The 20250-nt window shown below is 55.5% G+C and carries 18 protein-coding genes and 2 tRNA genes; 15 read left to right on the top strand and 5 right to left on the bottom strand.

Annotated features, from left to right (window positions below):
- Positions 1 to 106 precede the first annotated feature (106 nt).
- The 3 genes from secG (at position 107) to AC6CWS_RS17915 (ending at position 1078) form a co-directional block, all read left to right on the top strand.
- Entirely contained in the window at positions 107 to 436 is a 330-nt protein-coding gene (gene secG / locus AC6CWS_RS17925) for a preprotein translocase subunit SecG (protein ID WP_002918369.1), read from the top strand.
- A 9-nt stretch (positions 437 to 445) separates the two neighbouring features.
- Positions 446 to 532: transfer RNA gene (locus AC6CWS_RS17920), tRNA-Leu, on the top strand.
- A 144-nt stretch (positions 533 to 676) separates the two neighbouring features.
- Positions 677 to 1078 (top strand): KPN_03583 family lipoprotein, encoded by a 402-nt coding sequence (locus AC6CWS_RS17915; RefSeq protein ID WP_023291120.1) that lies wholly within the window; start codon positions 677 to 679, stop codon positions 1076 to 1078.
- Between the two features lie 42 nt (positions 1079 to 1120).
- Here the strand turns inward: AC6CWS_RS17915 and AC6CWS_RS17910 are convergent, their stop codons facing one another.
- The 3 genes from AC6CWS_RS17910 to argG all read right to left on the bottom strand — a co-directional run bounded on the left by AC6CWS_RS17910 (position 1121) and on the right by argG (position 4166).
- Complete coding sequence (locus AC6CWS_RS17910) at positions 1121 to 1672, bottom strand: YfaZ family outer membrane protein (RefSeq protein WP_032454172.1); 552 nt, start codon at positions 1670 to 1672, stop codon at positions 1121 to 1123.
- 348 nt (positions 1673 to 2020) lie between these two features.
- Positions 2021 to 2650 carry a winged helix-turn-helix transcriptional regulator gene (locus AC6CWS_RS17905; protein ID WP_023291118.1) on the bottom strand — a complete coding sequence of 210 codons (630 nt, stop codon included), beginning with the start codon at positions 2648 to 2650 and terminating at the stop codon, positions 2021 to 2023.
- A 172-nt stretch (positions 2651 to 2822) separates the two neighbouring features.
- Positions 2823 to 4166: an argininosuccinate synthase gene (gene argG, locus AC6CWS_RS17900; RefSeq protein WP_004144895.1), complete on the bottom strand. Its 1344-nt coding sequence runs from the start codon at positions 4164 to 4166 to the stop codon at positions 2823 to 2825.
- A gap of 307 nt (positions 4167 to 4473) precedes the next feature.
- Here argG and AC6CWS_RS17895 point away from each other — a divergent pair.
- From AC6CWS_RS17895 to mtr, 12 genes are all read left to right on the top strand, one after another.
- Positions 4474 to 4550: transfer RNA gene (locus tag AC6CWS_RS17895), tRNA-Met, on the top strand.
- Positions 4551 to 4758: 208 nt separating this feature from the next.
- Positions 4759 to 5211, top strand: a complete 453-nt coding sequence (rimP, locus tag AC6CWS_RS17890; RefSeq protein ID WP_002918364.1) for a ribosome maturation factor RimP — start codon at positions 4759 to 4761, stop codon at positions 5209 to 5211.
- 27 nt (positions 5212 to 5238) lie between these two features.
- Entirely contained in the window at positions 5239 to 6726 is a 1488-nt protein-coding gene (gene nusA, locus AC6CWS_RS17885; RefSeq protein WP_002918252.1) for a transcription termination factor NusA, read from the top strand.
- Between the two features lie 24 nt (positions 6727 to 6750).
- Positions 6751 to 9441: a translation initiation factor IF-2 gene (gene infB, locus AC6CWS_RS17880; RefSeq protein ID WP_023291117.1), complete on the top strand. Its 2691-nt coding sequence runs from the start codon at positions 6751 to 6753 to the stop codon at positions 9439 to 9441.
- A 102-nt stretch (positions 9442 to 9543) separates the two neighbouring features.
- Positions 9544 to 9945 carry a 30S ribosome-binding factor RbfA gene (gene rbfA / locus AC6CWS_RS17875; RefSeq protein WP_002918248.1) on the top strand — a complete coding sequence of 134 codons (402 nt, stop codon included), beginning with the start codon at positions 9544 to 9546 and terminating at the stop codon, positions 9943 to 9945.
- On the top strand, positions 9945 to 10889 hold the full coding sequence (gene truB, locus AC6CWS_RS17870; protein WP_065882610.1) for a tRNA pseudouridine(55) synthase TruB: 945 nt from the start codon (positions 9945 to 9947) through the stop codon (positions 10887 to 10889). The genes rbfA and truB overlap by 1 nt, the downstream gene beginning before the upstream one ends.
- 147 nt (positions 10890 to 11036) lie before the next feature.
- Positions 11037 to 11306, top strand: a complete 270-nt coding sequence (gene rpsO, locus AC6CWS_RS17865; protein WP_002918244.1) for a 30S ribosomal protein S15 — start codon at positions 11037 to 11039, stop codon at positions 11304 to 11306.
- Positions 11307 to 11548: 242 nt separating this feature from the next.
- On the top strand, positions 11549 to 13684 hold the full coding sequence (gene pnp / locus AC6CWS_RS17860; RefSeq protein ID WP_023291115.1) for a polyribonucleotide nucleotidyltransferase: 2136 nt from the start codon (positions 11549 to 11551) through the stop codon (positions 13682 to 13684).
- Between the two features lie 108 nt (positions 13685 to 13792).
- Positions 13793 to 14677: a lipoprotein NlpI gene (nlpI, locus tag AC6CWS_RS17855; RefSeq protein WP_004206169.1), complete on the top strand. Its 885-nt coding sequence runs from the start codon at positions 13793 to 13795 to the stop codon at positions 14675 to 14677.
- Positions 14678 to 14781: 104 nt separating this feature from the next.
- Entirely contained in the window at positions 14782 to 14862 is an 81-nt protein-coding gene (gene yrbN, locus AC6CWS_RS17850; RefSeq protein ID WP_085903200.1) for a protein YrbN, read from the top strand.
- Positions 14855 to 16786, top strand: a complete 1932-nt coding sequence (gene deaD, locus AC6CWS_RS17845) for an ATP-dependent RNA helicase DeaD (RefSeq protein ID WP_023291114.1) — start codon at positions 14855 to 14857, stop codon at positions 16784 to 16786. Before yrbN ends, deaD begins: the two co-directional genes overlap by 8 nt.
- A gap of 143 nt (positions 16787 to 16929) precedes the next feature.
- Entirely contained in the window at positions 16930 to 18174 is a 1245-nt protein-coding gene (gene mtr / locus AC6CWS_RS17840) for a tryptophan permease (protein WP_032454170.1), read from the top strand.
- A 44-nt stretch (positions 18175 to 18218) separates the two neighbouring features.
- Here the strand turns inward: mtr and AC6CWS_RS17835 are convergent, their stop codons facing one another.
- Together AC6CWS_RS17835 and AC6CWS_RS17830 are read right to left on the bottom strand one after the other, a co-directional pair.
- Positions 18219 to 19226: a luciferase-like monooxygenase gene (locus tag AC6CWS_RS17835; RefSeq protein ID WP_017899898.1), complete on the bottom strand. Its 1008-nt coding sequence runs from the start codon at positions 19224 to 19226 to the stop codon at positions 18219 to 18221.
- Positions 19227 to 19369: 143 nt separating this feature from the next.
- Positions 19370 to 20248, bottom strand: coding sequence for a U32 family peptidase (locus tag AC6CWS_RS17830; RefSeq protein ID WP_023291112.1), 879 nt, complete (start codon positions 20246 to 20248; stop codon positions 19370 to 19372).
- Positions 20249 to 20250 lie beyond the last annotated feature (2 nt).

Raw genomic sequence — 20250 nt, 5'->3', positions numbered from 1 at the left:
CGCTTTGGTTAGTATTCACACCCGCTTCAGTGGGAAACGTTAAAACGTCCCGCTTTATTGGTCGAAGCACTTGGTATGCGGCGAATCCGCAAGGAACAGGTTGATTATGTACGAAGCTCTTTTGGTTGTTTTCCTTATTGTAGCGATTGGCCTCGTAGGTCTGGTTATGCTGCAGCAAGGTAAAGGCGCTGATATGGGAGCCTCCTTCGGTGCAGGCGCTTCCGGCACACTGTTTGGGTCCAGCGGTTCTGGTAACTTCATGACCCGTATGACCGGTATCCTGGCTGCGCTGTTCTTCATCATCAGTCTGGCGCTGGGTAACATCAACAGCAACAAGACCAGTAAAGGAAGTGAGTGGGATAACCTGAGCGCGCCGAAAACAGAGCAAACTCAGCCAACTGCGCCGGCTCAGCCGACCAGCGATATCCCGCACTAAGTATTCTGTACCGAGGTGGTGGAATTGGTAGACACGCTACCTTGAGGTGGTAGTGCCCTAACGGGCTTGTGGGTTCGAGTCCCATCCTCGGTACCAATATTCCAGAAAAAAGACGCTGAAAAGCGTCTTTTTTTGTTTTAATCCCCACCGGTCATTTATTAATAAACATCTCTTCACTGGCTCCCGCCTTTTACTGTCGTTAAAGTCGCCACGTCTAATCAACAGAGGTGAAGTGACACAATGAACAAGATCGGGTTGCTTATCGTCGCCGGCGCGCTCGGTTTAGCGGGATGCAGTTCAACATCGCCATCCAAAACGGTGGAGACGATTAATGCGCTAACCGTACCGGTATCATACAGTGAGCCTGGCGTTGCAGCGAACAATGCCCAGGCGGTGACGCGCTATTTCCAGGACAATACGGCACTGATTGGCCGCCTTAACCATTCGTTGAAAAGTCATTATCTGCAGGATGTTGAGCGCCGCGATGTGTTCGACAGACACAGCGAGGCGTATCAGGTGTATGGCGCTCTGACCCGCCTGGAGCAGATGGCGTCTATGAATGAGGTTTACCGCAAAGAGAATAATGTTGCTGGCCTGCAGGAGATTAACCGCGTACTGAAAAGCGTGCCACAGGCCAGTTAAGAATGAAGCAGGGACTGCCGGATGGCAATCCCTGTGCATGGATTAAAAGCGGAAGTTAACCCCGGCGTAGGCCCCGTCGGCGAGGGTGTTGTCGCGATGGCCGTCTTTCCCCGCCATATCGATATATCGATAGCCTGCTTCGATATTCAGCGACGGCAGCACGTTAAGGCGTACCCCGGCATTGGCCTCCACATAATCATCGACGCCGCTGGACATCGAGTCCGGCGAGTAATAACCCTCACCGAAGAGCGTGAAGTACTGGCCGAGAGGAAGCTCTGCTCCGCCACCCGCGGCGATGGCGTAGCCTTCATCCCCATCTTTAGGGTTCAGATAGATGCCTTTACCGCCCAGCGTCATCAGGAAAGGCCCGAGGTTGAAGTTATAACCCATACCCAGTCCAATGGTGTCGCCGTCATTGTCACTATGCGCCCACTGGGTATTGAACGTCATTCCAGGTTCCCCGGCGCCAAAGCTGGCAGACAGATTGGTAAACTCGCTACCGGCTTCACCATGCAGATTAACGGATGCGCAGGCGGCGCCGCTGGCCCCCACAGCGATCATCAGGGCTACCATTTTTGGAGCAATAGACTTCATTGTTGAATTCCTTCAGATAAAAAAAAGCCCGATACGGGTGTTCGGGCAAAATTAACGGGTTTTTGGATCTCATCGTTATGGTCGAGCAGGCGGTAGGAGAGGGGATCAACTCCCGCTACCGCTGCTCACGCCTGGCCGATTGCCGGCGGCATATCCTGCACCTGCGCAGGCCCGGCGATGCACGCCTTGTATGGCTGTCTGCTGGTCGTGCCCGGCACAGGATGTCCTCCGGTAACTCAGGTAGTTAGCTTAAAATTATTTTTTTGTTACCGTTAGCGTTTATTGGTTTAAATTTAAACAACTTCAGCTGTGAGATGAATAGCCACAAATGACAGAGGTTGGTGCGAGTCAGAATTTTTCAGGAAGTGAGGCAATGCTTTGTAAATAACCCCCCCGGGCAAAGGCAATATAACCGCCTTTCTTTAAGGCTGATAAGACATTAAGAATACTGCTGCGTGAGAGATGAGTCCGGTCCTGAATATATTCAAGAATAGATACGCGCTGTCGTGTCTCTTCAGTTAAGAGCATCATTTCCAGCAGATGGTTACGGATCACCGAATAGGTTCGCTGTTGCAAGACCAGATCGTCACGATACACCATATACGAGGTATGATAGGCCAGCAGGATTGTCACTTCTTCCCACAGATTATGCTGACGAAATAGCGCCGACGCCAGATCGTAGTCGATACGCAGCAGCTCGGATGAGACCTCTGCACGCAGGCTATGACTGCGGCTGGGCTGCAGCATTTCCGCCACGCCGAAAAGGTGAGGTTCATAGACGGTCACCATCAAGAGCCTGTCGGAATTACGAATAATCGACAACTCGCCTTTTTTAAAAATAAAGAGCTGGGTTTTGCCTTTATATTCCCACGTGAGTCTTTTTCTGGCGATCGCGTTAACGGGCGTCGCGTGTGGCTCAAGCACATCGATCAATCGGTCAATGGCCTTCTGCGGCCTGATAGGCGGTTTAATATTCATGATGTTTATCACCAGATACGAATTAATCAATTGAGGATATTATAGTCAACAATTTTGCTGACCAGGCGATAAGGAAATAATGCCTCTTTTCGAATTTTCTGGTGCAGACTGGTAACAAAAAATAAAAAAGCCGGCGGAGAGCCGCCGGCAGAGAGCAAACATCGTCAGGCGATTATTTGCCTTTGTTTTCCAGATTTTCAACCTGCGGTAAACCCGTCGCTGAGGAGGCGCTCAGCAGGCCAGACTGCGCGTAGCCGAACAGCTTCTCGCGGGTATCAGTGATATCCAGATTACGCATGGTCAGCTGGCCGATACGGTCTTCAGCGGTAAACATGGAATCACCTTTTTCCATGGTCAGACGCTCTGCTTTATAGGTCAGGTTGTCTGATACCGTATTGAGGATCGAGTAGTCGTTGCCGCGACGCAGCTCAAGGGTGACTTCGCCGGTGATCTGGCTGGCGACCCAGCGCTGCAGCGAATCACGCAGCATCAGCGCCTGGGAATCGAACCAGCGGCCCTGATACAGCAGACGGCCCAGCTGGCGACCGTGAGCGTGATATTGCTCGATAGTATCTTCGTTATGAATACCGGTCAGCAGACGCTCGTAAGCGATATGCAGCAGCGCCATCCCCGGGGCTTCATAAATGCCGCGGCTTTTCGCTTCGATAATCCGGTTTTCGATCTGGTCGCTCATGCCCAGGCCGTGACGACCGCCGATGCGGTTGGCTTCCAGCATCATCTCGACGTCATCGGCGAAGGTTTTGCCATTAAGCGCTACCGGGTGACCCTGCTCAAAGCGTACGGTGACCTCTTCCGCAGGGATCTTCACGTTTTCGTCCCAGAACTTCACGCCCATAATCGGGTTGACGATCTTGACGCTGGAATTCAGAAACTCCAGATCTTTCGCTTCGTGGGTAGCGCCGAGCATGTTGGAGTCGGTGGAATAGGCTTTCTCGACCGACATTTTATAGTCAAAGCCGCAGGCGATCATAAATTCGGACATTTCGTGACGGCCGCCGAGTTCATTGATGAAATCGCTGTCCAGCCACGGTTTGTAGATCTGCAGTTCAGCGTTGGTCAGCAGGCCGTAGCGATAGAAACGTTCGATATCGTTGCCTTTATAGGTGCTGCCATCGCCCCAGATGTTGACGCCGTCTTCTTTCATTGCCGCTACCAGCATGGTGCCGGTGACCGCGCGGCCCAGCGGCGTGGTGTTGAAGTAGGTCAACCCGCCGGTGGTGTTATGGAAAGCGCCACACTGAATCGCGGCGATCCCTTCAGCGACCAGCTGTTTGCGGCAGTCGATCAGACGGGCGCCTTCGGCGCCGTACTCTTTCGCGCGGCGCGGAATAGCATCGTAGTCGTCTTCGTCCGGTTGACCCAGGTTAGCGGTATATGCATAAGGCACGGCGCCTTTTTTGCGCATCCATAACAGCGCGGCGCTGGTATCCAGTCCACCAGAGAAAGCGATACCAATACGTTGACCAACCGGGAGATGCTTGAGAATCGTCGTCATAAAATAAAACCCTGCTCGATAGACTGTGGTGAGTTCGACTCAACAACCTTAACTGCATTTTTATGCATTAATTGTGAGTATTCATTTAACCATCTTTTACTGGTGACAGGAAGGGCTTCATCATCTTTTTGCTAAAAAAGCCTGAAATACCAGCACAAACGGCAATCGGGGGCGATAAAATGCATGTTGACAAAATATACTAATTGTCGTTACAATTCATCCCGATTTTATGTCCCGTCTTCGGTACCAAATCCCAGCAGTATTTGCGTTTTTTGCTCAAAAAGAGTAAAATATGCCACGTTTCAGGCGCGGGGTGGAGCAGCCTGGTAGCTCGTCGGGCTCATAACCCGAAGGTCGTCGGTTCAAATCCGGCCCCCGCAACCACTTTCCCATTAAGTACTTTTTCAAATATACTGTGAGGACTAGGTGTCCTTCGTAGCCGAATTTGAAAGAATTCTTGCGGAAGGTGTTCCAGATCGCCATGGCGATCTCAGGGTTCAGTTATCTAAAGCCCCGATTTATCGGGGTTTTTTGTTATCTGACTTCAGAATAACTGGGCTATACGCCCTTTTTTTATGTCTTGGGGGTGGGTTTGTCCACATTAGAGCAAAAATTGACAGAGATGCTCACTGCGCCGGTTGAAGCGCTTGGCTTTGAGCTGGTCGGCATCGAATTTATTCGCGGTCGCACATCCACACTGCGCATCTATATTGATAGTGAAGATGGCATCAACGTTGATGATTGTGCTGATGTGAGCCACCAGGTAAGCGCCGTCATGGATGTCGAAGACCCGATCACTGTCGCTTACAACCTGGAAGTCTCTTCGCCTGGTCTCGACCGTCCGATGTTCACCGCCGAACACTATCAACGTTTCACTGGCGAAGAAGTTGCGCTGGTGCTGCGCATGGCGGTTCAGAACCGTCGCAAATGGCAGGGCATTATCAAAGCGGTAGACGGTGAAATGATCACGGTAACCGTCGAAGGCAAAGATGAAGTGTTCGCGCTGAGTAACATCCAGAAGGCGAACCTGGTTCCCCACTTTTAACAGTCTGGATTGAGGTGAAAGGCCCCGATGAACAAAGAAATTTTGGCTGTTGTTGAAGCCGTTTCCAACGAAAAAGCGCTGCCGCGTGAGAAAATTTTCGAAGCGCTGGAAAGCGCGCTGGCAACGGCCACCAAGAAAAAATACGAACAAGAGATCGACGTTCGCGTTGAAATCGACCGTAAGAGCGGCGATTTCGACACTTTCCGTCGCTGGCTGGTTGTAGAAGAAGTCACCCAGCCGACGCGCGAGATCACGCTGGAAGCCGCGCGTTTCGAAGATGAAAGCATGAACGTCGGCGACTACGTCGAAGATCAGATTGAATCTGTCACCTTCGACCGCATCACCACCCAGACCGCTAAACAGGTTATCGTGCAGAAAGTTCGCGAAGCCGAGCGCGCGATGGTGGTCGATCAGTTCCGCGAGCACGAAGGTGAGATCATCACCGGCGTGGTGAAAAAAGTGAACCGCGACAACATCACTCTGGATCTGGGCAACAACGCTGAAGCCGTGATCCTGCGTGAAGATATGCTGCCGCGTGAAAACTTCCGTCCGGGCGACCGCATTCGCGGCGTACTGTACGCCGTCCGTCCGGAAGCGCGTGGCGCCCAGCTGTTCGTGACCCGTTCCAAACCTGAGATGTTGATCGAACTGTTCCGCATCGAAGTGCCGGAAATCGGTGAAGAAGTGCTGGAGATCAAAGCGGCAGCTCGCGATCCGGGCTCTCGTGCCAAAATCGCGGTGAAAACCAACGACAAGCGTATCGACCCGGTTGGCGCTTGCGTCGGTATGCGCGGCGCGCGCGTGCAGGCGGTATCCACCGAGCTGGGCGGCGAGCGTATCGATATCGTCCTCTGGGATGATAACCCGGCGCAGTTCGTGATTAACGCTATGGCGCCGGCAGACGTCGCGTCCATCGTGGTGGATGAAGATAAACACACCATGGATATCGCGGTAGAAGCGGGCAACCTGGCGCAGGCGATTGGCCGTAACGGTCAGAACGTCCGCCTGGCCTCGCAGCTTAGCGGCTGGGAACTCAACGTGATGACCGTTGACGATCTGCAGGCTAAGCACCAGGCGGAAGCGCATGCCGCTATCGATACCTTCACCAAATATCTCGATATTGATGAAGATTTCGCGACAGTGCTGGTTGAAGAAGGCTTCTCCTCACTGGAAGAGCTGGCCTATGTGCCGATGAAAGAACTGCTGGAAATCGACGGTCTGGATGAAGCCACCGTTGAAGCACTTCGTGAGCGTGCGAAAAACGCACTGACTACGCTGGCGCTGGCTCAGGAAGAAAGCCTGGGAGATAACAAACCTGCCGATGATCTGTTGAATCTCGAAGGTCTGGATCGTGCCCTGGCATTCAAACTGGCTGCCCGTGGTGTTTGTACGCTGGAAGATCTCGCCGAGCAGGGCGTTGATGACCTGGCTGATATCGAAGGGATGACCGACGAGAAAGCTGGCGAGCTCATCATGGCCGCTCGCAACATTTGTTGGTTCGGCGACGAAGCGTAATAAACTGTAGCAGGAAGGAACAGCATGACAGATGTGACTATTAAAGCGCTGGCCTCAGAGATTCAGACCTCTGTGGATCGCCTGATACAGCAATTTGCTGACGCAGGCATCCGCAAAACGGCTGATGATTCTGTGACCTCGCAAGAGAAACAAACTTTGTTGACGCACCTGAACCGTGAGCACGGTTCGGCGCCAGACAAGCTGACGTTACAGCGTAAGACGCGCAGTACGTTGAATATTCCAGGTACCGGTGGAAAGAGTAAATCGGTACAAATCGAAGTCCGCAAGAAACGCACCTTTGTGAAACGCGATCCGCAAGAGGCTGAACGCCTGGCCGCGGAAGAGCAGGCGCAGCGTGAAGCGGAAGAGCAGGCCCGTCGTGAAGCTGAAGAAGCAGCGAAACGCGAGGCGCAATTAAAAGCTGAACGTGAGGCCGCAGAACAAGCTAAACGTGAAGTCGCTGATAAAGCGAAACGTGAAGCTGCGGAAAAAGACAAAGTGAGCAATCAACATACCGACGAAATGACCAAAACCGCCCAGGCTGAAAAGATCCGTCGCGAGAACGAAGCCGCGGAACTGAAGCGCAAATCGGAAGAAGAAGCACGCCGCAAACTTGAAGAAGAAGCGCGCCGTGTAGCGGAAGAAGCACGCCGTATGGCAGAAGAAAACGAAAAAAATTGGTCTGAAACTTCAGACAGCCCGGAAGACACCAGCGACTATCACGTCACCACGTCACAGCATGCTCGTCAGGCTGAAGATGATAACGATCGTGAAGTCGAAGGCGGCCGCAGCCGCAGCCGTAGCAGCAAAGCGGCGCGTCCGGCGAAGAAAGGCAACAAACACGCTGAATCTAAAGCCGATCGTGAAGAAGCCCGTGCGGCCGTTCGCGGCGGCAAAGGCGGTAAGCACCGTAAAGGTTCCGCTCTGCAGCAGGGCTTCCAGAAGCCGGCGCAGGCCGTTAACCGTGACGTCGTGATCGGCGAAACCATCACCGTTGGCGAACTGGCTAACAAGATGGCGGTGAAAGGTTCGCAGGTCATCAAAGCGATGATGAAGCTGGGCGCCATGGCGACCATCAACCAGGTCATCGACCAGGAAACCGCACAGCTGGTTGCCGAAGAGATGGGCCACAAAGTTATCCTGCGTCGTGAAAACGAGCTGGAAGAAGCGGTAATGAGCGACCGTGACACCGGCGCGGCGGCTGAACCGCGCGCACCGGTTGTGACCATCATGGGTCACGTTGACCACGGTAAAACCTCGCTGCTGGACTACATTCGTTCCACTAAGGTTGCCTCCGGCGAAGCGGGTGGTATTACCCAGCACATCGGTGCTTACCATGTAGAAACCGACAACGGCATGATCACCTTCCTGGATACCCCGGGCCACGCCGCGTTTACCTCCATGCGTGCTCGTGGTGCGCAGGCGACGGATATCGTGGTTCTGGTGGTGGCGGCAGACGACGGCGTGATGCCGCAGACTATCGAAGCTATCCAGCACGCCAAAGCGGCGCAGGTGCCGGTGGTGGTTGCGGTGAACAAGATCGATAAGCCTGAAGCCGATCCGGACCGTGTGAAGAACGAACTGTCCCAGTACGGCATCCTGCCGGAAGAGTGGGGCGGCGAGAGCCAGTTCGTCCACGTCTCCGCGAAAGCCGGTACCGGTATCGACGACCTGCTGGACGCGATCCTGCTGCAGGCTGAAGTACTCGAGCTGAAAGCGGTCCGTAACGGGATGGCGAGCGGCGCGGTGATCGAATCCTTCCTTGATAAAGGTCGTGGTCCGGTCGCTACCGTTCTGGTTCGCGAAGGTACGCTGCACAAGGGCGATATCGTTCTGTGCGGCTTCGAATACGGTCGTGTGCGTGCGATGCGTGACGAACTGGGTCGCGAAGTGCTGGAAGCGGGTCCGTCCATTCCGGTGGAAATCCTCGGCCTGTCCGGTGTGCCGGCTGCCGGTGATGAAGTGACCGTGGTTCGTGACGAGAAAAAAGCGCGTGAAGTGGCGCTGTATCGTCAGGGCAAATTCCGTGAAGTTAAGCTGGCGCGTCAGCAGAAATCTAAACTGGAAAACATGTTCGCTAACATGACCGAAGGCGAAGTTCACGAAGTGAACATCGTGCTGAAAGCGGACGTACAGGGTTCTGTCGAGGCGATTTCCGATTCCTTACTGAAACTGTCTACCGACGAAGTGAAAGTGAAGATCATCGGTTCCGGCGTAGGTGGTATCACCGAAACCGACGCCACCCTGGCTGCAGCATCCAACGCGATTCTGGTTGGCTTCAACGTTCGTGCCGATGCCTCTGCGCGTAAAGTTATCGAAGCGGAAAGCCTGGATCTGCGTTACTACTCCGTCATCTATAACCTGATCGACGAAGTGAAAGCGGCGATGAGCGGCATGCTGTCTCCGGAACTGAAACAGCAGATCATCGGTCTGGCTGAAGTGCGTGATGTCTTTAAATCGCCGAAATTCGGCGCCATCGCGGGCTGTATGGTTACCGAAGGGACGATCAAACGTCACAACCCAATCCGCGTGCTGCGTGACAACGTGGTTATCTATGAAGGCGAGCTGGAATCCCTGCGCCGCTTCAAAGATGACGTTAACGAAGTCCGTAACGGCATGGAATGTGGTATCGGTGTGAAGAACTACAACGACGTTCGCGTTGGCGATATGATCGAAGTGTTCGAAATCATCGAAATCCAGCGTAGCATCGATTAATCATCGGATGGCTAAGCCGCCGGGGAAGCGAAGCGCCACCCGGCAATCATTTTAAAAAGGGGCTTTAGGCCCCTTTTTTGTCTTTATTCTGGAGAATTTATTATGGCGAAAGAATTTGGTCGCCCGCAGCGCGTGGCCCAGGAGATGCAAAAAGAGATTGCTATCATCCTGCAGCGTGAAATCAAAGATCCGCGTCTGGGCATGATGACCACCGTTTCCGGGGTGGAAATGTCCCGTGACCTGGCCTATGCCAAGGTGTATGTCACCTTCCTCAACGACAAAGATGAAGCCGCGGTGAAAGCGGGCATCAAAGCGCTGCAGGAAGCCTCTGGCTTTATCCGCTCTCTGCTGGGGAAAGCGATGCGCCTGCGCATCGTGCCGGAGCTGACCTTCTTCTACGACAACTCACTGGTGGAAGGGATGCGTATGTCCAACCTGGTCACCAGCGTGGTGAAACACGACGATGAGCGTCGTGTGAACCCGGACGACAGCAAGGAGGACTGATGAGTCGTCCTCGTCGTCGCGGCCGCGACGTGCACGGCGTATTGCTGCTGGATAAGCCTCAGAGCGCCTCCAGCAACGATGTGCTGCAGAAAGTAAAGCGTATATATAACGCCAACCGCGCCGGACACACCGGCGCGCTGGATCCGCTGGCGACCGGTATGCTGCCGATCTGCCTTGGCGAAGCGACCAAGTTTTCCCAATACCTGCTGGACTCCGATAAGCGCTACCGCGTGATAGCTAAACTTGGCCAGCGCACCGATACCTCCGATGCCGATGGCCAGGTGGTGGAAGAGCGCCCGCTGACCTTTAGCGACGAACAGCTGGCGGCGGCGCTGGACAGCTTCCGCGGCGAGACGCAGCAGGTGCCGTCGATGTATTCGGCGCTGAAATATCAGGGCAAGAAGCTGTACGAATATGCCCGTCAGGGGATTGAGGTCCCGCGTGAAGCTCGGCCGATTACCGTTTATGAGCTGCTGTTTATTCGCCATGAAGGCGATGAGCTGGAGCTGGAGATCCACTGCTCGAAAGGCACCTACATCCGGACGATTATCGATGATTTAGGTGAGAAGCTCGGCTGCGGCGCGCATGTGATTTTCCTGCGTCGCCTGGCGGTGAGCAAATACCCGGTTGAGCGGATGGTGACCCTCGAGCAGCTGCAGGCGCTGGTCGATCAGGCGGCGGCGCAGGATATTCCTGCCGCGCAGCTGCTCGATCCGCTGCTGATGCCCATGGACAGCCCGGCGTCGGACTATCCGCTGGTGACGATCCCGGAGACCTCCGCGGTCTACTTTAAAAACGGCAACCCGGTACGTCAGTCAGGCGCGCCGCTTAACGGGCTGGTGCGGGTGATGGAAAGCGAATCCGGCAAGTTTCTCGGCATGGGCGAAATTGACGATGAAGGCCGCGTGGCGCCACGTCGTCTGGTGGTGGAATACCCGGCGTAAGCGCTTTTCTTGCGATAAAAGCCTGCTACGAGTAGAATATCGCCGCTTAACGTCCGCTAAAGTGTTTTAACATTTTCGGGTGTTGCATCAGGGGTCGCTGAATTAGAGATCGGCACCCTTTCTTTCTTTTAATTTTGGAGTTCTAAAATGTCTCTAAGCGTTGAAGCTAAAGCAAAAATCGTTTCTGAGTTTGGTCGTGGCGAAAACGACAGCGGTTCTACCGAAGTTCAGGTTGCACTGCTGACTGCACAGATCAACCACCTGCAGGGCCACTTTGCAGAGCACAAAAAAGATCACCACAGCCGTCGTGGTCTGCTGCGCATGGTTTCTCAGCGTCGTAAACTGCTCGACTACCTGAAACGTAAAGATGTTGCACGTTACTCTGCGCTGATCGAGCGTCTGGGTCTGCGTCGCTAATTCTGCGAGTTTCAGAAAAAGGGGCCTGACGGCCCCTTTTTTCGACCGGGCGGCAGCAATTCATTCAAAACTCATGTATTGTTGCTAGTAATGATCTTCATGCAGAGGTTCGCGCGGCTAATGAGAGGCTTCATCCGCAGGGGCGGGTAAAGGTTGTCATTAGTCGCGAGGATGCAGAGGATCGGGTCAATAGACGCTATGTCGTAGATATGGCGTGATTTATAGATAAAAAGGATAGAATTTTGCTTAATCCGATCGTTCGTAAATTCCAGTACGGCCAGCATACCGTGACCCTGGAAACCGGCATGATGGCGCGCCAGGCAACGGCCGCTGTAATGGTTAGCATGGATGACACTGCGGTATTTGTGACCGTTGTGGGCCAGAAAAAAGCGAAGCCAGGCCAGGACTTTTTCCCGCTGACGGTTAACTACCAGGAGCGTACCTACGCTGCCGGTAAAATCCCAGGTGGTTTCTTCCGTCGTGAAGGCCGCCCAAGCGAAGGCGAAACCCTGATCGCGCGTCTGATTGACCGCCCGGTTCGCCCGCTGTTCCCGGAAGGCTTCGTTAACGAAGTTCAGGTTATCGCCACCGTGGTTTCCGTTAACCCGCAGGTTAACCCGGATATCGTCGCGATGATCGGCGCTTCCGCAGCGCTGTCCCTGTCTGGTATTCCGTTCAATGGCCCAATCGGCGCCGCGCGCGTGGGTTACATCAACGACCAGTACGTACTGAACCCAACCCAGGAAGAGCTGAAGTCCAGCAAACTGGATCTGGTGGTTGCCGGTACCGAAGCGGCCGTGCTGATGGTGGAATCCGAAGCGGAACTGCTGAGCGAAGACCAGATGCTGGGCGCGGTGGTCTTTGGCCACGAGCAGCAGCAGATTGTTATTCAGAACATCAACGACCTGGTGAAAGAAGCCGGTAAACCGCGTTGGGACTGGCAGCCGGAAGCCGTCAACGAAGCGCTGAACGCGCGCGTGGCTGCGCTGGCTGAATCCCGCCTGAGCGATGCTTACCGTATCACCGACAAACAAGAGCGTTACGCTCAGGTTGATGTGATCAAATCTGAAACCATCGCTACGCTGGTTGCAGAAGATGAAACCCTGGACGCTAACGAACTGGGTGAAATCCTGCACGCTATCGAGAAAAACGTGGTTCGTAGCCGCGTGCTGGCCGGTGAGCCGCGTATCGATGGCCGCGAAAAAGATATGATCCGTGGTCTGGACGTTCGTACCGGCGTTCTGCCGCGTACTCACGGTTCCGCACTGTTCACCCGTGGCGAAACGCAGGCGCTGGTTACCGCGACTCTGGGTACCGCACGCGATGCGCAGAACATCGACGAACTGATGGGCGAGCGTACCGACTCCTTCCTGTTCCACTACAACTTCCCTCCGTACTCCGTAGGCGAAACTGGCATGGTGGGATCTCCGAAGCGTCGTGAAATCGGTCACGGTCGTCTGGCTAAGCGCGGCGTTCTGGCCGTGATGCCGACTATCGACGAATTCCCGTACACCGTTCGCGTGGTGTCTGAAATCACCGAATCCAACGGCTCTTCTTCCATGGCTTCCGTCTGTGGTGCCTCTCTGGCGCTGATGGACGCTGGTGTGCCGGTGAAAGCCGCCGTGGCGGGTATCGCCATGGGCCTGGTGAAAGAAGGCGACAACTTCGTCGTGCTGTCTGACATCCTCGGTGACGAAGACCACCTTGGCGATATGGACTTCAAAGTAGCGGGTTCCCGCGACGGTATCTCTGCGCTGCAGATGGATATCAAAATTGAAGGTATCACCAAAGAAATCATGCAGGTTGCATTGAACCAGGCTAAAGGTGCGCGTCTGCACATCCTGGGCGTGATGGAGCAGGCGATTAACGCGCCGCGCGGCGACATCTCTGAATTCGCACCGCGCATCCACACCATCAAGATCAACCCGGACAAGATCAAAGACGTTATCGGTAAAGGCGGTTCTGTTATCCGTGCCCTGACCGAAGAGACCGGCACCACCATCGAAATCGAAGATGACGGTACCGTGAAGATCGCAGCGACCGACGGCGACAAAGCACAACATGCAATCCGTCGTATCGAAGAGATCACCGCTGAGATCGAAGTTGGCCGTATCTACAATGGTAAAGTGACCCGTATCGTTGACTTTGGCGCGTTCGTTGCCATCGGCGGCGGTAAAGAAGGTCTGGTTCACATCTCGCAGATCGCCGACAAGCGCGTTGAGAAAGTGACTGACTACCTGCAGATGGGTCAGGAAGTACCGGTTAAGGTTCTGGAAGTTGACCGCCAGGGCCGTGTCCGTCTGAGCATCAAAGAAGCAACTGAACAGACTCCGTCTGCCGCAGCGCCGGAAGTTCCGGCTGCCGAGCAGGGCGAGTAAGGTTGCCGTTAGCCCTCCGCTTTTGCGGAGGGCGTTTTACGGGCAGGACGCCTCGTTTGCAGCCGGGGAACAGGACGTTCATCCAATCGTTGTCTTCGGGAGTGGGAAATGAAGCCTTTTTTGCGCTGGTGTTTCGTGGCGACAGCTCTCACGCTGGCAGGATGCAGTAGCACCGCCTGGCGTAAGGACGCCGTCCTCGCAGTACCATTGCAACCGACTTTACAGCAAGAAGTTATTCTGGCACGTATGGAACAAATTCTTGCCAGTCGGGCTTTATCCGATGACGAACGCGCACAGCTTTTATATGAGCGCGGAGTGTTGTATGATAGTCTCGGTCTGAGGGCATTAGCGCGAAATGATTTTTCACAAGCGCTGGCAATCCGACCCGATATGCCTGAAGTATTCAATTACTTAGGCATTTACTTAACGCAGGCAGGCAATTTTGATGCTGCCTATGAAGCGTTTGATTCTGTACTTGAGCTTGATCCAACTTACAACTACGCGCACTTGAACCGCGGTATCGCCCTGTATTACGGCGGCCGGGCTAAGTTAGCGCAAGATGATCTGCTGGCGTTTTATCAAGACGATCCCAATGATCCTTTCCGTAGCCTGTGGCTTTATATCGCCGAGCGTAAACTCGACGAGAAGCGGGCGCTTGAAGCACTCAGAGAGCGCTTAGACAAGTCGGACAAAGAGCAATGGGGATGGAACATTGTCGAGTTCTACCTTGGCGACATTAGCGAAAAAGAGCTGATGACTCGTCTGAAGGCAGACGCAACGGATAACACCTCGCTCGCTGAGCATCTCAGTGAAACCAACTTCTATTTAGGTAAGTACTACCTAAGTCTGGGGGACAAGGACAGCGCTACGGCACTGTTCAAACTGGCGGTCGCCAACAACGTACATAACTACGTTGAGCACCGATACGCATTGTTGGAATTATCGCTCTTGGGCCAGGAGCAAGATGACCTGGCAGAATCGGACCAGCAATAGCTGACGAACACATCAGCCCATAGTTTTTTGCTTGCCATCACCTTCGCGGGTGAGGGCGTTGTTGTTCGTTAATACACCTACTTTGAGCCGGTTCACACTTTTCAATGAAAATTACCGTAAATTTTCACGATGAGTTATGTAGACTGGCCGCCATTAATTTTGAGGCACACGTACTACATGGCTGAATTCGAAACCACTTTTGCAGATCTGGGCCTGAAGGCTCCTATCCTTGAAGCGCTTACCGATCTGGGTTACGAAAAACCATCTCCGATCCAGGCTGAGTGCATTCCGCATCTGCTGGACGGCCGCGACGTTCTGGGTATGGCCCAGACCGGTAGCGGTAAAACCGCAGCGTTCTCTTTACCGCTGCTGAACAACATCGATCCTGAGCTGAGAGCACCACAGATCCTGGTGCTGGCGCCGACCCGCGAGCTGGCGGTACAGGTTGCTGAAGCAATGACGGAATTCTCTAAACATATGCGCGGCGTAAACGTGGTTGCCCTGTACGGCGGCCAGCGTTATGACGTGCAGCTGCGCGCCCTGCGTCAGGGTCCGCAGATCGTTGTCGGTACCCCGGGTCGTCTGCTGGACCACCTGAAGCGCGGCACCCTGGACCTCTCTAAACTGAGCGGCCTGGTACTGGATGAAGCAGATGAAATGCTGCGCATGGGCTTTATCGAAGACGTAGAAACCATTATGGCGCAGATCCCGGAAGGGCATCAGACCGCGCTGTTCTCCGCCACCATGCCGGAAGCGATCCGTCGCATTACCCGCCGCTTTATGAAAGAGCCGCAGGAAGTGCGTATTCAGTCCAGCGTGACGACTCGTCCGGACATCAGCCAGAGCTACTGGACTGCCTACGGCATGCGTAAAAACGAAGCGCTGGTGCGTTTCCTGGAAGCGGAAGATTTTGATGCGGCGATTATCTTCGTCCGTACCAAAAACGCGACCCTGGAAGTGGCTGAAGCGCTGGAGCGTAACGGCTACAACAGCGCGGCGCTGAACGGCGACATGAACCAGGCGCTGCGTGAGCAGACCCTGGAGCGTCTGAAAGACGGTCGTCTGGATATCCTGATTGCGACTGACGTTGCAGCCCGTGGTCTGGACGTTGAGCGTATCAGCCTGGTGGTGAACTACGACATCCCGATGGATTCCGAGTCTTACGTTCACCGTATCGGCCGTACCGGTCGTGCGGGCCGCGCCGGCCGCGCGCTGCTGTTCGTTGAGAACCGCGAGCGTCGTCTGCTGCGCAACATCGAACGTACGATGAAGCTGACCATTCCGGAAGTTGAACTGCCGAACGCAGAGCTGCTGAGCAAACGTCGTCTGGAAAAATTCGCCGCGAAAGTTCAGCAGCAGCTGGAAAGCAGCGATCTGGACCAGTACCGTGCGCTGCTGGCGAAAATCCAGCCGACGGCGGAAGGCGAAGAGCTGGACGTGGAAACGCTGGCTGCTGCGCTGCTGAAAATGGCCCAGGGCGAACGCTCGCTGATCGTGCCGCCGGATGCGCCGATGCGTCCGCGTCGTGAGTTCCGTGACCGTGACGATCGCTTCGAGCGTCGTGGCGACCGCAACGACCGCGCTCCGCGTGGCGATCGCGAAGATCGTCCGAAGCGTGAGCGTCGTGACGTAGGCGATATGGAACTGTATCGCATTGAAGTGGGTCGCGATGACGGTGTTGAAGTACGTCATATCGTTGGCGCGATCGCTAACGAAGGCGATATCAGCAGCCGTTACATCGGTAACATCAAGCTGTTCGCTTCTCACTCTACCATCGAACTGCCGAAAGGGATGCCGGGCGAAGTGCTGCAGCACTTTACTCGTACCCGTATCCTGAACAAGCCGATGAACATGCAGCTGCTGGGCGATGCGCAGCCGCGCACCGAACGTCGTGGCGGCGGTGAACGTCGTGAAGGCGGTCGTAGCTTCGGCGGTGAGCGTCGTGAAGGCGGTCGTGGCTTCGGTGGCGAGCGTCGTGAAGGTGGTCGTGGTGATGGTCGTCGTTTCAGCGGCGAACGTCGTGAAGGCCGTGCGCCGCGTCGTGACGATGCATCCGCGCCGCGCCGCGATGACTCTGCCGGTCGCCGTCGCTTCGGTGGCGATGCGTAATTAACGCAGCCCGCTAGCGTAAACTAAATAATACAGCCCCGATCGTTATGATTGGGGCTTTTTTTATTTCTTTTGTACTCGTGTACTGGTACAGTGCGTCACACCCATCGTGGGAAAGTATTTTTGACTGGAGATTTCGGTAAATGGCGACACTAACCACTACGGCAACCCGTCCGTCCCTGTTTGGCGGCGTGGTGATCATCGGCGGCACGATTATCGGCGCGGGCATGTTCTCGCTGCCGGTGGTGATGTCCGGCGCGTGGTTTTTCTGGTCGCTGGCGGCGCTGGTCTTCACCTGGTTCTGCATGTTGCACTCCGGTCTGATGATCCTCGAGGCCAACCTTAACTACCGGATCGGCTCCAGCTTCGACACCATTACCAAAGATCTGCTCGGCAAGGGCTGGAACCTGGTCAACGGCGTGTCGATCGCCTTTGTGCTGTATATTCTGACCTACGCCTATATTTCAGCCAGCGGCTCGATACTGCATCATACGTTTAGCGAGATGTCGCTGAACGTACCGGCGCGGGCGGCGGGTTTTGGCTTTGCGCTGCTGGTGGCATTTATCGTCTGGATGAGCACCAAAGCGGTGAGCCGCATGACGGCTATCGTGCTTGGCGCTAAGGTGATCACTTTCTTCCTGACCTTCGGCAGTCTGCTGGGGCACGTCGAGCCGACGACGCTGTTTAACGTCGCGGAAAAGAACGCCTCCTATGCGCCATACCTGCTGATGACGCTGCCGTTCTGCCTGGCCTCGTTTGGCTACCACGGCAACGTGCCGAGCCTGATGAAATACTACGGAAAAGATCCACGTACCATCATCCGCTGCTTAACCTACGGTACGCTGCTGGCGCTGGGTCTGTACGTGGTCTGGCTGCTGGTGACGATGGGCAATATCCCGCGCCCGCAGTTTATCGACATCGCGCAGAAGGGCGGCAACATTGATGTGCTGGTGCAGGCCCTGAGCGGGGTGCTGAACAGCCGGAGCCTGGATCTGCTGCTGGTGGTGTTCTCTAACTTTGCCGTCGCCAGCTCGTTCCTTGGCGTCACGCTGGGGCTGTTCGACTACCTGGCGGATCTGTTTGGCTTTGACGACAGCGCGCTGGGGCGCTTTAAAACTGCGCTGCTGACCTTTATTCCGCCGATGATTGGCGGGTTGGTGAAACCCGATGGCTTCCTCTACGCCATCGGCTATGCCGGCCTGGCGGCGACGATCTGGGCGGCGATTGTACCGGCGCTGCTGGCTCGCGCCTCGCGTAAACGCTTCGGCAGCCCACAGTTCCGCGTATGGGGCGGAACACCGATGATTGTGCTGATCCTGCTGTTTGGCCTGGGCAATGCGGTCGTGCACATTCTGTCGAGCGTTAATCTGCTGCCGGTTTACCAGTAAGAGGCTTACCCGGTGGCGCGACGTCCACCGGGCCTGGATTTTGATTAACCCAACAATTCCTCTTTCACCTGCATCGCTAAATCGAAAGAATGCAGGCGCGCCTGGTGGTCGAAGATTTGGCCATTGACCATGATTTCGTCCGCCTCGGTTTCCCGCAAAATCGACTCTAAGCCGTGGCGGACTTTGGTTTTATCACCCACCAGCGACATGCGCAGCGCCTGCTGCACGCCATACTGCTCGGACGCTGACCACAGCTGATGCATATTTTCCACCGGCGGCGGTAGCTGTCCGGTTTCGCCGCGACGTAGCTTCACAAACGCCTGCTGCATGGAAGTGAAGAGAAACTCCGCGTCGCGGTTGCTGTCGGCGGCGATGATATTGATGCACACCATGGCATACGGTTTTTCCAGCCGCGCTGAGGGCGTAAAGTTGCTGCGATACAGGTGCAGGGCCTGGAACAGCATATCCGGCGCGAAGTGCGAAGCGAACGCGAACGGCAGGCCGAGCTGCGCCGCCAGCTGGGCGCTGTAGAGGCTTGAGCCCAGCAGCCACACCGGAATTCGTTCGCCATAGCCGGGAACCGGGCGCACGTGCGGGTTCGGATCGCGGGCGTCAAACCAGTCCACCAGCTCCGCGACATCGCGCGGGAAGTTATCGACATCGCCGCTCATATGGCGACGCAGGGCGCGCATGGTGGGCTGATCGCTGCCCGGCGCGCGGCCAAGGCCGAGATCGATGCGTCCCGGGTAGAGCGTATTGAGCGTACCGAACTGCTCGGCAATCACCAGCGGAGAGTGGTTGGGCAGCATCACCCCGCCGGACCCCAGATGCAGGGTGGTGGTATTGGCTGCGAGATAGCCAATTAGCACCGAGGTCGCTGCGCTGGCAATGCCGACCATATTGTGGTGCTCCGCCAGCCAGTAGCGGTGATAGCCGCGCGATTCGGCCAGCCGGGCGAGATCCAGAGAGTGGGTAAAGGCTTCTTTAGCAGAAGATCCTTGCGGGATCGGCGCCAGATCGAGCACCGAGAACGGAACAGATTTGTCAGTCATAAAGGCTCACTTTGCTACAGCATCGTCATCAGATTGAAGGTCTTCTTCCAGCCTGGCGCATCCAGGACGCGCCAGCCAGAAAAGCTGCATCTTTAATAATGCATTAAAATCTGAGCACTGCTGTTAACAAAGTGAGCGGTTTATCAGGCCTGCAGCGCCAGCCCAGGCAGCCGTTTCCAGTAGCCGTTGCAATCGCTGTTGCCGGTGAGCGCCAGCGGCGCAGCGCCGTTTTCATTGGCGCGGAAGGCGTCGAGCATGGCGAAGGTCTCGTTGCCCATCGGCGACAGGCGCACCATATCCACCAGGCCGTGCATGGACGTCAGCTCATTGCCGAGGTTGTAGACATAGCCGCTCATGGTCTGGATACCGTTGAGCACGAACACCTGCTGGTTCTCCTGGGACAGCATGCTGCGCCCGGTTGGGTACTTGATGCAGCAGGTCTCGCACTCATCCTTTGGCCGATCTTCCGAGCGGGCGGTAAAGCAGCGGGCGGAATAAGCCAGCGGCAGATGGCCGTAGCTCAGCACTTCGACTTCAAACTGATTGCGAATACCCAGCTCTTCGCACTGGGTCAGTAAATTAGCCAGCCAGTCGCGGGAAAGCTCCACCGGCATGCACCAGCGCACCATACCTTGCTTAAGCAGCAGACGCAGAGTGACGGCGTTGTAGCAGTTCAGCGCATGCCCGGCGACGAACGGCAGCTTGCGTTCGGCGCAGAGGTTCACCACGCCCAAATCGCTGGCCTCAATCAGGAACTCACCGTTATCGACATAGCGCTTCAGCTCGCCCAGTTCAGAGGAGGCCTGCACCAGCGCGAGGGTAGACAGCACCACCTGCTTGCCGCTGCCGGCCAGCGCTTTCGCCATCTCGATCCAGTCGCCGACTTTGGTGGCGCGGCGTTTGCTGCACACCGCTTCGCCGAGATAAATGGTGTCGGCGCTGCAGTTTGCCGCCTGCTGGTAAAAATCTTCCAGCGTCTCTTTTGGCCAGTAGTAAAGCACCGGCCCTAATGAATATTTCATGT

It is taken from the genome of Klebsiella sp. M041 (assembly GCF_059759695.1).
The sequence above is the reverse complement of the archived record's forward strand: the minus strand, read 5'-3'. Positions and strand labels throughout refer to the sequence as shown.

Bases quoted from the DNA above. Each gene is read 5' to 3' on its own strand.
- secG (WP_002918369.1), top strand. From the start codon at position 107: ATGTACGAAGCTCTTTTGGTTGTTTTCCTTATTGTAGCGATTGGCCTC.
- AC6CWS_RS17915 (WP_023291120.1), top strand. From the start codon at position 677: ATGAACAAGATCGGGTTGCTTATCGTCGCCGGCGCGCTCGGTTTAGCG.
- AC6CWS_RS17910 (WP_032454172.1), bottom strand. From the start codon at position 1,672: ATGAAGTCTATTGCTCCAAAAATGGTAGCCCTGATGATCGCTGTGGGG.
- AC6CWS_RS17905 (WP_023291118.1), bottom strand. From the start codon at position 2,650: ATGAATATTAAACCGCCTATCAGGCCGCAGAAGGCCATTGACCGATTG.
- argG (WP_004144895.1), bottom strand. From the start codon at position 4,166: ATGACGACGATTCTCAAGCATCTCCCGGTTGGTCAACGTATTGGTATC.
- nusA (WP_002918252.1), top strand. From the start codon at position 5,239: ATGAACAAAGAAATTTTGGCTGTTGTTGAAGCCGTTTCCAACGAAAAA.
- infB (WP_023291117.1), top strand. From the start codon at position 6,751: ATGACAGATGTGACTATTAAAGCGCTGGCCTCAGAGATTCAGACCTCT.
- rbfA (WP_002918248.1), top strand. From the start codon at position 9,544: ATGGCGAAAGAATTTGGTCGCCCGCAGCGCGTGGCCCAGGAGATGCAA.
- truB (WP_065882610.1), top strand. From the start codon at position 9,945: ATGAGTCGTCCTCGTCGTCGCGGCCGCGACGTGCACGGCGTATTGCTG.
- rpsO (WP_002918244.1), top strand. From the start codon at position 11,037: ATGTCTCTAAGCGTTGAAGCTAAAGCAAAAATCGTTTCTGAGTTTGGT.
- nlpI (WP_004206169.1), top strand. From the start codon at position 13,793: ATGAAGCCTTTTTTGCGCTGGTGTTTCGTGGCGACAGCTCTCACGCTG.
- yrbN (WP_085903200.1), top strand. From the start codon at position 14,782: ATGAAAATTACCGTAAATTTTCACGATGAGTTATGTAGACTGGCCGCC.
- deaD (WP_023291114.1), top strand. From the start codon at position 14,855: ATGGCTGAATTCGAAACCACTTTTGCAGATCTGGGCCTGAAGGCTCCT.
- mtr (WP_032454170.1), top strand. From the start codon at position 16,930: ATGGCGACACTAACCACTACGGCAACCCGTCCGTCCCTGTTTGGCGGC.
- AC6CWS_RS17835 (WP_017899898.1), bottom strand. From the start codon at position 19,226: ATGACTGACAAATCTGTTCCGTTCTCGGTGCTCGATCTGGCGCCGATC.
- AC6CWS_RS17830 (WP_023291112.1), bottom strand. From the start codon at position 20,248: ATGAAATATTCATTAGGGCCGGTGCTTTACTACTGGCCAAAAGAGACG.